Here is an 11,697-nt window from a genome sequence, read left to right as displayed (position 1 = left end):
GGGCGGCGACCCCGCACCTTCAATGATACGGATCGGCCGCGTCTCGCAGCCCATCGCCCAGGAAGTTGAAGGCCAGCACCGTCACCAGCACCGGCAGTACCGGCGCGAGCAGCCATGGATAGAGCTGCACGGCCGCCAGATTCTGCGCCTCGTTGAGAAGCACGCCCCAACTCGTCACCGGCGGTCGCAAGCCGAGCCCCAGGAAGGAGAGGGCGGTCTCGCCGAGGATCATGGTGGGGATCGACAGGGTCGCCGAGGCGATCAGGTGGCTCATGAAGTTCGGGATGAGGTGCCGGCCGATCACCCGAGTCGGCGAGGCGCCCATCAGCTCCGCGGCCTGGACGAAATCCTCCTCCCGCAGGGCCAGGAGCTTGCCACGCACCGCCCGGGCGAGGCCGGGCCAGTCAAGAAGTCCCAGAATCACCGTGATGCCGAAGAAGATCAGGAGCGGGCTCCAGTTCGGCGGCAGGGCCGCCGAGAGCGCGAGCCAGAGCGGCAATTCGGGCAGGGAGCGCACAACCTCGATCAGCCGCTGCACCCCGGCATCGACGATGCCGCCGAAATAGCCCGCGATGCCGCCGAAGAAGAGCCCCAGCGCGAAGGAGATCGCCACGCCGACGAGGCCGATCGTGAGCGAGATCCGCGCCCCGTAAATCAGGCGGGAGAACAGGTCGCGTCCCAACTTGTCGGTGCCGAGCAGGAACAGGGTGCCGTTCTCCGGCGGGCAGACGACGTGCAGGTCGGTATGGACAAGCCCGAGCCAGTCGTACCCGTCGCCCCGGCACAGGAAGCGCAGCGGCTGCGGGGCCGCCGTATCGACCTTGTAGTCCCGGCGGAACGTGGCGAGGTCGAGATGCGCCCGGTAAGGATAAACGAACGGCCCGACGAACCGGCCCTCATGGAACAGGTGGACGCCCTGGGGCGGTGCGTACAGGAAGTCGCCGTTGCGCCGAGCCTGACCGTAGGGTGCCAGCACTTCGACGAACGGCACGATCGCGTAGAGCGCCAGCAGGATCACGGCCGAAGCCACCGCGAGGCGATGACGCAGGAATTTTCGGACGATCAGCCGCCATGCTGAGGCGCTCTTAGCGAGGCCTTCAGGACCGGCATCCGGCTCGAAGGGCGCCGGGTCGACGAAGTGGCGGTCGGCGGGGATCGCGTCCGTCATCGCAGCCCCATGCGGATGCGCGGATCGAGCCAGACCAGAGTCAGGTCGGAGATCAGCATCCCGACGAGCGTGAGGGAAGCGACGAACATCAGGATGAAGCCGGCCATGAACTGATCCTGGCTGCGTAGGGCTTCGAGGAGCAGCGGACCGACCGTCGGAAGGCTCAGCACCAGCGAGACCAGCACCGAGCCGGAGACGAGATGCGGCAGCAGATTGCCGATATCTGCCACGAACGGGTTCAGCGACATCCGGAACGGATATTTCAGCAGGGCCTTCAGGGGCGGCAGGCCCTTGGCGCGGGCGGTGACCGTGTAGGGTTTGGCAAGCTCGTCCAGCAGGTTGGCGCGCATGCGCCGGATCATCGCCGCCGTCCCGCCGAGCCCGATCACCAGGGTCGGCACGACCAGATGGCCCAGCAGCGAGCGGATCTTCTCCCAGGTCCAGGGCTGGCTGGTGAGCGCCGAATCGTAGAGGCCGCCGATCGACAGGCCGAACCAGCGATTGGCATAGAACAGCAGGATCAGCGCCAGCAGGAAGCCGGGCACAGCGAGGCCGACATAGCCCAGCAGGGTCACCACCGCGTCGCCGAACGTGTTGCGGTGCGTTGCCGAGTAGATCGCGGCCGGAATTGCCACGAGGTGGACGAACACGACCGCGGTCAGGTTGATCAGCAGCGTCAGCCACAGGGCGTCGCCGACGACGTCCGCCACCGGCTTGTCGTACTCGAACGACCAGCCCCAATCGCCCTGGAGCAGCCCCGAGAAGCCCACCGAACCGGGCATGACTCCGATCCACATCAGGTACTGCTGCCAGACCGGCCGATCGAGCCCGTATTGCTGGATCAGCAATTCGGCCTTCGCCACCGAAGTCGCGTCGCCGGTGGCGCGCAATTCCATGATTCTGTTGGAAAGATAATCGCCCGGCGGCAGCTTGATGATGATGAAGACGAGCGCCGAAATCACCAGTAGCGTCGCCGCCATGGTGAGGATGCGGCGGAGGATGACGGTGATCACCGAGCCTCCACGCGCTTGTCGGCGGTCTGATCCCAGAACAGCTCGTCGAGGCGCTGCACGCCGATCAGGGCCGTGGGATCCCAGGAATAGAGGGCGCGCTTCGGCAAATTGACCAGGCGATCGGCGCCCACCACGGGCTGCAGCGCCCCCGCCACGGTGCCGATCACCCAGGTGTTGTGCGCGTGGTTCATCAGCATCTCGCGCCAGATCGCGGCCTGTTTGGCCACATCGTCGGTGTCGCGCCACTGGCGGTCGAGCTCGATCAGGCGCTGCACCTCCGGGATGTCGCAGGGTTCCCCGCTCTTGCCGCGGCTCTCGACGTTCATGCTCCAGAGCGGCCAGGAATAATGCTCCGGCTGCGCCGGGCTCAGCTCGGTCGGCGGCATGATCGCGGTCGGGACCGCGAGGTCGAGCCCTTGGGCGGCCACCATCACGGTCATGCCGGCGATGGAGCGCCGGTGCAGGTTGGTGCGCTCCTGCGGCTTGGTAACCAGACGGATCCCGACCTCGCGCCAGAACTCGGTGATGAGCAGCAGCGCGTCGAGCACCATCTCGGCCTCGCCGTCGCTCTCCACGACGATCTCCAGCGGGCGCCCGTCGGGCAGGAGACGGGTACCGGAACCGTCCCGGCCGGTCAGCCCAAGGGTGTCCAAAAGCTTGGCGGCCGCGGCCGGGTCGTAGCCGGCGTTGAGGCTCCGCATCTCCGGCTCGAACAGCGGGCTGTCCGACACGATCGTGTCGTTGCCCTCGGTGCCGAGCCCGAACAGCAGCGTGTTGTTGAGCGTCCGTCGGTCGATCGCCAGCGACAGGGCATGGCGGTAGCGCACGTCGCGGTTGAGCTGGCGCCAGACCGGATCGTGGGTGGTCATGTTTGGGTACAGGGCGAATTCCGAGCCGCGCGCCACCGGCCACAGGTTGGTGCGGTAGCGGTGCGTCGCCTCGCCCTCCTTGAGGCTCGGGATGTCGGGCATCGACAGGCCGCGGAACATCAGGTCCGCCTCGCCGGCATTGGTCTTGGCGACCAGCAGACCCTGCGAGGCCACGTCCATGACGATCGCATCGACATAGGGCAGCTGGGTGCCGGCCGGGTCGACCCGGTGGTAGCTTCGGTTGCGCTCGAAGCGGAACCGCGTGGCGGGTGAGCGGGTCCGCGGCACCCAGCCCTGCAGGGTCGGGCAGTCCGGATTGCTGAGCTCGTAATTGTCGTCCATGCGGTTGTGCAGGGCGGCCCAGCTGCGGAGTTTGAGCGCCTTGGCCTTCGCGTCGGCGGCCTCCTGCCCGATGTAGCGGGCATGGACCGGCTTGAGATAGTGCGACGGGCGGTAGATCAGCGGATCCCGCGGCGCCGCCAGGGCGGGCAGGAACAGCGGGTTCGGCCGGTCCCAGCTGAAGCGGATCGTGACCGGATCCACCACCTCGACCTGGGGCAGCTTGCCCTCGATCCGGAAGAAGGCCGGCGGCCCGTCCGGACTCAGCGCCTTCTCGTTGGCGATGTCCTCCCAGTAGTAGCGGAAATCCTCGGTGGTGAACGGATGCCCGTCCGACCAGCGATGGCCCTTGCGGAGGGTGAAGGTGAAGCGCCCGCCCTCGACATCGACGCGCTCCAGCACGTCCGGCCGGAGGTTCAGGTCGGCATCGTAGCCGACCAGGCGCGTGTAGCCGTAGACCGAGAGGTAGCGGACGTCCCGCGCCTTGGCGATCAGGGTCCGGATCGTACCACCGGCCGTGCCGAGCCGCCGGTCATGGGCGGCGAGATCGACCACCAGGGGGGCGGTCGGTGGGGCAGGGGCTTCGGCCGGCGGGGTGTCGGCGAAGGCTGTGAGCGGCGCGCGCGACCAGACGAGTGTGGCGCCGAGGCCGGCGAGGAGGGCGCGGCGGGAGACGATATCGTACCGTCGCCCATCGAAGCTTGATCCTTTGAGCGTCTCCGGTACGCACCGACGCGAATCATCGAGCGCGACCGGCCCCCTCTCCCGTGCGGGAGAGGGTTGGAGTGAGGGACGAGAACTCTCCGGATGGAGCACGCGATCGATGCGCCGACAGGGCGCGCCTGGTCCTGAAAGACCTGATCCCTCACCCTGTCCCTCACCCGGACGGGAGAGGGGACTCGCGTCCGTGCCTGAAGCCGTGTCGTCAGCGTGGATGTCCGACCAGCTCATGGCCCACCCCGCAACGTCACCGCGGTCAGCCGCGCCGGCGAGTAGCCGGTGGCCCGATGCAGGTCATCGAAAGCGTGGGACCGGACGATCAGGCTCGCCGCCTGCCTCACCAGCGCATCATCCGCCGGTTGCTCGAACTGGCGTCCGTTGCGGGTCCAGCGGATCGGCTCCGGGCTGAGCTCGGGGCCGGTGATCATCGCGATGGTCGGGTGCGCGGGGCCGCCATGGGCGTGGATCCGGTGGCCGGCCGCGTCGTCGTCGAACAGCAGGCGGGTCAGGCCGCGGGCCTGCGCCTCCACGACCCGACGCCCCTGCGCGACGTGGTCGTCGAAGAACGCCACCGTGGAGGCCGGGTCGAGCATCGACCAATCGGCGGTCGACCAGTCGGCGGTGCTGTAGCGGGCCTGTGGGTCGCGGTATTGAAGCCCGGACAGATCGGGATCGTGGCAGAAGATCCGGGCCTCCGGGCAGGCCTGCCGGATTACCCAGGTGGTCAGCCCGCGGAACACCCCCGATTCGATGACGAAGGCGGGTCTCAGGGCCCGCATCGCCACGTAAAGCTGCAGCGCCCCGTTGAAGCCGCTGCCGCCCCGCCGCTGACGGACGGGCGCGGTCGGGATCAGCGACCAGAAGGTGCGGACCTGATCGAGGACGGCGCCGTCGGGCGTCAGCCCGGCCGCCGCGAGGTCGCGCTCCAGGATCACGGCCGCCGATTCGAGCAGCGTCGCCACCTCGCGCGCGGAGGTCGGCCGGTGGCTCCAATCGGGGGCGGCGGGCACGAGGTCGTAGCCGAGCCGGTCGAACAGAGGGCCGAGCACCTTCCGGCGCAGGCGTTCCAACACGACCGGGGGACGCATCTGGCTCATGCGGCCACCGCTTCGGCCGCACCGCCGAAGCGGACACGGTGGCCGGCCTCGATGGCGCGCATCGTGCCCGCCTCCTCGGGCTTCAGCCGATAGGGCGCCTCCCAGCGCGTCGGATCGTTCCGGTCGGACGCCACGGCCGCGAAATCGAGCGGGTGATCCAGGCTCGGATCGGGCACGGCGGCCAGCAGCGCCTGCGTGTAGGGATGGACCGGCTGGCGGAACAGGGCGGCCCGGGGGGCCTCCTCGACGATCCGCCCCCGGCACATCACGCTGATCGTGTCAGCCATATAGTCGATCACCGCCAGGTTGTGAGAAACGATCAGGTAGGACAGCCCCAAAGCCGCCTGGAGATCCTTGAGCAGGTTCAGGATCTGCGCCTGCACCGACACGTCGAGCGCCGAGACCGGCTCGTCGAGCACGAGGAGCCGCGGCTGCACGGCCAGCGCCCGGGCGATGCCGATGCGCTGGCGCTGCCCGCCCGAGAAGGCGTGCGGGTAGCGGTTGAGGCCGTTCGGCTCCAGGCCGACCATGGCCATCAGGGCGCGGCACCGATCCTTGCGCTCCGCGCCCGGGACGCCGTGGATCTCCATCGGCTCGCACAGGATCTGGCGCACGGTCATGCGCGGATCGAGGGAGGCGTAGGGGTCCTGAAACACGAACTGGACCGTGCGCCGGTAGGCGAACAGGGCGTTGCCGCTCAAGGCGTGGACGTCCCGCGGGCCGGCGCCGTCGTCGAACAGGATCCGGCCGGAATCGGGCGCGAGCGCCCGCATGATCATCTTCGAGACCGTCGTCTTGCCCGATCCCGATTCGCCGACGAGGCCGAGCGTCTGGCCCGCCGAGAGGCTGAGCGACACATCGGAGACGGCGTGGACGTACCGCGGCTTCTGCCAGATTCGGCCGGAGCGCAGCGTGAAGGTCTTGCTCACCCGCTCGACCTGAAGGATCGGCCCGGCCAGCGGCGCGCGTGCCTGCACCGGCGGGATCTCGGCCTTCGCCGGGCGGATCGGGGTCAGGCGCTCGCCCGGCGCCATGTCGAACCGGGGCACGGCGTGAAGCAGCGCCCGCAGATAGGCGTGGCCGGGGGCACGCATCACCGCCTCGCGCGGGCCGGATTCGACCAGCCGCCCGCGATAGAGCACCGCCACGTCGTGGGCGACGTTGGCGACGACCCCAAGATCGTGGGTGATCAGCAGGATCGCCATCCCGGTCTCCTCCTGGAGCCGGGTCAGCAGGGCGAGGATCTGAGCCTGGGTGGTGACGTCGAGCGCCGTGGTCGGCTCATCGGCGACCAGCAGCGCCGGCTTCAGGATCAGCGCCATGGCGATCATCGCGCGCTGACGCAGGCCGCCCGACAGCTCGAACGGATAGGTGCGAAGGGCGCGCTGCGGATCCGGAAAGCCCACGCGGGCGAGGGCCTCCTGCGTGCGCGCATCGGCCTCCCGCCGGTCGGCGCCGGTGTGGATGCGCAGGGCCTCGCCGATCTGGTCCCCGATCGTGTGGAGCGGCGAGAGGCAGGTCATCGGCTCCTGAAAGATCATCGCGATGCGCTGGCCGCGGATCGCCCGCATCGCCGGGCCCTCGGAGGGAAGCCGCGCGATGTCGACATCCGAGCCGCCGTCGCGGAACAGGATCTGGCCGCGGGTGATGGCGGCGGAGGGCGGGAGGATGCGCAGGATCGCCTGCGCGGTCACCGACTTGCCCGAGCCGGATTCGCCGACGAGCGCCAGGGTCCGCCCGCGCTTCACGTCGAGGGACAGGCCGTGCAGCGCCTCGAACGGTTTCGGCTCGGCTCGGAACGCGACGGCAAGATCGCGGATGGACAGAAGTGCGCTCAAACGGTCCCCGCGCTCTGGAGACCCGGATGATGGGGCGGCGTACCCCGCCTGTCCATTGCGGCACTGTCGAAAGCACGCCGCGGATGCAGCCTCTCGATCGCCGGATGCTTGAGGAGCACGACAAGCAGCTGCTCAATAAAGCTCCAGACAGCTGCATCCTGCCCTAGATGGTGGGTCAGCAGGACGATCGGGCGTTCGGGTCTCTGCGTGATGTCGTCGGCGAGGGCGGTGAGCATCGTCTCGATGTCGCGCAGGGAGCGCGAGCCGCGCCAGTCGATCGGATCGAGCGTGGCGTCGATGCGGCGGAGACCGGGGATCGGCGCCCCCGGGATGGCCGACAGGCCGCGATAGCCGAGCTCCGGAAGGGCGGAGGCCAGCGCCGGCGCGAGGCGGTTCCAGGGCGGAACGAAGACCGGGAGCAGCTGGAACTCCGCTACGCGCGCCCGCGCGATCCGGAGCCCGGCGGCCGCATCCGCCACAAGGGCAGAGAGCGGTCGACCAGGGCCGAATTCCGCGGCCTTCGTGCCGAGCGGTGCGTGGTTGCGGTGCGCGAGGCCGTGGACCGCGACGGTGACCTCCGGCGCCGTTTTGAGGCGACGCCCCAGGGTCGGCTCGATACCGGCTGGGATGGCAGCGAGCAGGAGCGGGGCGTTGTGCGCCTCGGCCAGTACAAGCAGCCGGTCGAGTGCGGGCGTCGCCGTGACCGCATCGTCGTCGCGCCAGAGAAACGGAATGGTGCGGCCGCAGGCGCTGGCTGCGTCGAGGGCCTGATGCAGCATGCGCCAGGACGAATGCGCAGCCAGGTGAGGCGCGGCCTCACTGCGCGTCACGTCCATGCTCGATCCTGGACCTTCTCGTCCCTCACCCCAACCCTCTCCCGCACGGGAGAGGGGGCGCGTCGCACCCGCGCTATCCGATGATGCTCGGCCGTCACGCTTCTGCTGGATCAGGCTCGTCTGCGCGGAATCGCCATCCGCAGCCGCGGAGATCGTGTCAGCGGCAGGGACGCGGCGTCCACCGCGGCGGTCCGCATGAAGCGCCACGACGATTTCGACAGAGCGCGCGGCCCCGCTGAGATCGAACCCATGCGAACCGGGCCGGGGCGCCGCACGCTGCGCGTCCACCGCCTGAAGCAGCGCCGGGGTGCTCAATTCCGCCTCCGGCAGGACCCGGGCGAGGCCGTGCGCGGCGAGATGCTCCGCGCGCAGGCGTTGCTCGGTCTCGCCACCCGCCTCGAACGGGACGAGGACAGCGGGCGTCCCCGTCGCGAGAAGATCGGTCGCGGTGTTGTAGCCGCATTGGCTGACCGACACGGCGGCACCGGTCAGCAGGGTCCGGTAATCCGCCCGGGCACGGCCGAGGACACCATCCGGAAGTCCAAGTCCGATTTCCCGCAGGGCGGAGTCCGGTACGCCGTGGCCGGCCAGGATCCGCCAGCCGAGATCCGGCCGCTGCCGGGCCGCGTCGGCGGCGATGCGCAGCAAAAGTAGCCCGGCCGGTCCGGATCCCGCGGCGACCAGGATTCCGGCACGTTCCGCAGCCGGTACGGGGCGCGTCCCCTCGTCCACATAGCCCGTATAGCGCAGCGTGCCGGCCGTCGCGGCGTCGAGCGGCCAGGAGGCTTCGAGCGGCACCAGCGCCGGATCGCCGTGGACCAACACGGCATCGTAGAGGGTGGCGACGCGGGCATGGGCCTGCGCGATCCGCTCCGGCCGCGTGGTGGCGACGAGGATATCGCGCACGGAGGCGAGCACCAGGGGACGGGGCACCCGGGCATGTGCCGCCTCGACCAGCGCCATGTACTCCGCCGCCAGGGCCCGCCGGCCGAAGGGGAACAGCTCGGTCAGCACGGCATCGGGCGCGAAGGTCTCCAGCGCTTCGATCATCAGCCTGCGGCGGTGCGCTAACCACGCCGCATCCGCGGGCTCCCCGTCGGGCTTCAACAGCGTCGCGAACGCGGTGCCGACGATGCGTAACGCCGGCAATTGGACGAGCCGCACCCCATCGAGGCGCACCAGGGGAGCCGGGACCCCGCCGGAGATCAGCATCACCTCGTGACCGGCCGCCACGAACGACCGGGCCAGGGCGGCGGCGCGGGTGAGATGCCCGGCGCCGAGGAGATGCGTGACCGCGATCAGGACGCGCACGGCGAGCCCTCCGGGGCGCTGTCGATCGCGGATGCGCCCGCTCCGGCCGAACCCCGCAGCCGGCCGGCGATCAGCGATACGGCACTCTCCTCCGAGAAATCCTCGACCAGCCGGGCGCGCGCCGCCGCGCCGAGGCGGAGTCTGAGGTCCGGATCCCCCGCCAGACGGATCAGGGCCGCGATCAGGGCCGCAGGCTTGCCGGGCTGGACCAGAATGCCATGGACCTCGTCGGCGATGAATTCCGGCGTGCCGCCGAAGGCCGTCGCGAGGATCGGAAGGGCCTGGCTGGCGGCCTCCATCAAGACGTTCGGCAAACCGTCACGGTCGCCGCCGGGGCCTGGCTTGGTCGGCAGCACGAACAGATCGGCCGCGCGCATCGCCGCGATCACCTCGGGTTGGGCCAGGGCGCCGCGGAAGTTCACCCGTCCGGCGAGGCCCCGTTCGCGCACGTCCGCTTCGAGCGCGCCGCGCAACTCACCGCCGCCGATCAGGTCGAGCTGCCAATGCAGGGTTGCAGGCAGGCCGGCGAGGGCGGCGATCAGGTCGTTGTGCCCTTTCTTGGCCACGAGTCGCCCGACGCAGAGGAGCCGCAGCGGCTTGGCCGCGTCGGTGCCGTCGCGCCGGTCATTCCGGTCCGGTGCCGGGGGAAAGCGCTCGAGATCGAGCCCGTGATAGGCGAGCAAGGTCCGCCCCGGTGCCAGCCCGTCGAGGCGCCTCTGGCCGTCGCGGGTGCAGGTCACGCCCCAGCGGGCGTCGTGCAGCTTCTCGGTCAGCTCCCAGTCCGGCGTGGTCCAGATGTCCTTGGCGTGGGCGGAGAAGCTCCAGCCGCGCCCCGTCAGCAGGGCGGCGTAGCGGGCGACGCTGGCGGGCGTGTGCAGGAAATGCACATGGATATGCCCGACGGCGGCGGGCAGCTCCCGGGCCAGCACCAGCGCCTGGCCGAAGCGGCGCAGGCGCGAGGCCGTCGGGTCGCGCCGGAAATCGCGGGCGAAGAGCGCCAGGAGCGTGGGCAGGCGCGGCCGCCGCAGCGCGGCCATGGCGCCGCGGAGCACGCGCAGCGGCGCCGTGTGCAGGTATTCGGGCAGGTAGGAGACCGGCGCGCGGATCTGCGCGTGCATCGGGTGGTGGAACCGGTCGGTCGGTCGACGGAGCGACCAGATTTCCAGAGGCAACCCACGCCGCTCCAGGGCCAGGATCTCCTGGGCGATGAAGGTTTCGGACAGCCGTGGATAGCCCTTCAGGACCACGGCGATCCGCCGCTCGGTCACGAGTAGGCCCGCACGCGGTGGTGCCCAACGCCTGAACCGGCAAGCGCCCGGACCCGGCGCGCCACGGCTTCGAGCCCGCCGAGCAGGCCCGGGACCAGGACTCGCGAGGGTTCGGTCTGGTCCGGCAGTGCGCGCAACGCGGCCGCCATGCGCTCCGGCTCCCGCCCGTCTTCCTCCATCAGGACACGGACGAGCCCCAGGCCTTCGGCCGCCAGCGCGCGGATCGCCTGCTCCCGGCGCGGCTCGGTGCGCGGCACGAGGATCGCCCGGCGATCAAACGACAGGATCTCGCAGAACGTGTTGTAGCCGCCCATGGCGACCACGCCGGCCGCCTTGCTCATCAGGAACTCGATCTCGCTGTCGAAGGTGATCGCGGAGACCCGCCCGTCGAGCCCGCGGATGCGTGCGTCGAAACCGCTGCGGGCCGCGTCATCCAGGAACGGGCCGAAGGCGATGAGCGCAGGCAGGGGGATGCCGGAATCGGCCTCGTAGGCGGCGATGACCCAGTCGGTCAGCGCGGCTCCGTCCCCGCCGCCGCCCGCTGTGACGAGGATGAACGGCCCCTTCGCCATGGCGGGCTCCGCGCGTCCGGGCCGCCGCTCCGGCAAGTCGCGGCGCAGATAGCCCGTATAGGTCAACCGCTCGGCAATCCGCGTGGCGGTCTCAGCCTCCATCGGCAGCGCCGCCAGGGGCGCGTGGATGCGGCTCAGACCATACACCCAGATCTCGTCATAGAAGCGCGCCATCGTGTCGACCGCACCCTTGCGCTCCCATTCGGGAACGAGGCGGTCGGCTTCGTCCAGCACGTCGCGCAGGCCGAGAACCAGACGGATCCCCCGCTCGAAGGCCCATTCGAGGGTCGGCAGCAACTCCCCGTGGAAGCCGGCCGGCTCCTTGTCGACGACGATCATGTCGGGCGCGAAAGCCGCGCAGGTGCGGGTGATGATGTCGGTCCGCAACGCCACCGTCCGATCGAGGGGCACGGCGGCGTCGCGGCTGCCATAGCCCCCGTCGAGGAACTTGACGACCGGGGGCAGCCGGACCGTCCGCACGCCGGGCGCGAAAGCGAAGCGGTCGATCACCGGCGACCCCGACACGATCACCGCCCGGGCCCGGACGTCACCCGACACGATCGCGTTGGCGATCGCCCGTGAACGGCGCAGATGGCCGAGCCCGAACGTGTCGTGGCTGTAGATGAGAACGCGTGGGCCCGATGACGCCTCGTCCTCTCGCATTCC

8 protein-coding genes are annotated in these 11,697 nt (G+C 70.2%); all 8 read right to left on the bottom strand.

Going from position 1 to position 11,697, the window contains the following annotated elements:
- Positions 1–19: 19 nt before the first annotated feature.
- A complete protein-coding gene (locus MKK84_RS11065; RefSeq protein ID WP_243919637.1) occupies positions 20–1,168 on the bottom strand; it encodes an ABC transporter permease in 1,149 nt (382 codons plus the stop codon).
- Positions 1,165–2,181 carry an ABC transporter permease gene (locus MKK84_RS11060; RefSeq protein ID WP_243919633.1) on the bottom strand — a complete coding sequence of 339 codons (1,017 nt, stop codon included), beginning with the start codon at positions 2,179–2,181 and terminating at the stop codon, positions 1,165–1,167. The genes MKK84_RS11065 and MKK84_RS11060 overlap by 4 nt, the downstream gene beginning before the upstream one ends.
- A complete protein-coding gene (locus MKK84_RS11055; protein WP_243919692.1) occupies positions 2,178–4,067 on the bottom strand; it encodes an ABC transporter substrate-binding protein in 1,890 nt (629 codons plus the stop codon). Before MKK84_RS11055 ends, MKK84_RS11060 begins: the two co-directional genes overlap by 4 nt.
- A 269-nt stretch (positions 4,068–4,336) precedes the next feature.
- Entirely contained in the window at positions 4,337–5,206 is an 870-nt protein-coding gene (locus tag MKK84_RS11050) for a hypothetical protein (protein WP_243919632.1), read from the bottom strand.
- On the bottom strand, positions 5,203–7,044 hold the full coding sequence (locus MKK84_RS11045) for an ABC transporter ATP-binding protein (protein WP_243919631.1): 1,842 nt from the start codon (positions 7,042–7,044) through the stop codon (positions 5,203–5,205). Before MKK84_RS11045 ends, MKK84_RS11050 begins: the two co-directional genes overlap by 4 nt.
- Entirely contained in the window at positions 7,041–9,191 is a 2,151-nt protein-coding gene (locus MKK84_RS11040; RefSeq protein ID WP_243919629.1) for a glycosyltransferase, read from the bottom strand. The genes MKK84_RS11045 and MKK84_RS11040 overlap by 4 nt, the downstream gene beginning before the upstream one ends.
- Positions 9,179–10,459: a glycosyltransferase family 4 protein gene (locus MKK84_RS11035; RefSeq protein WP_243919628.1), complete on the bottom strand. Its 1,281-nt coding sequence runs from the start codon at positions 10,457–10,459 to the stop codon at positions 9,179–9,181. Before MKK84_RS11035 ends, MKK84_RS11040 begins: the two co-directional genes overlap by 13 nt.
- A complete protein-coding gene (locus MKK84_RS11030) occupies positions 10,456–11,694 on the bottom strand; it encodes a glycosyltransferase family protein (protein WP_243919626.1) in 1,239 nt (412 codons plus the stop codon). Before MKK84_RS11030 ends, MKK84_RS11035 begins: the two co-directional genes overlap by 4 nt.
- Positions 11,695–11,697: the final 3 nt, after the last annotated feature.

This window comes from Methylobacterium sp. E-065 (genome assembly GCF_022829605.1).
Lineage (GTDB): Bacteria > Pseudomonadota > Alphaproteobacteria > Rhizobiales > Beijerinckiaceae > Methylobacterium.
This window is presented reverse-complemented; position numbering and strand designations above follow the sequence as displayed.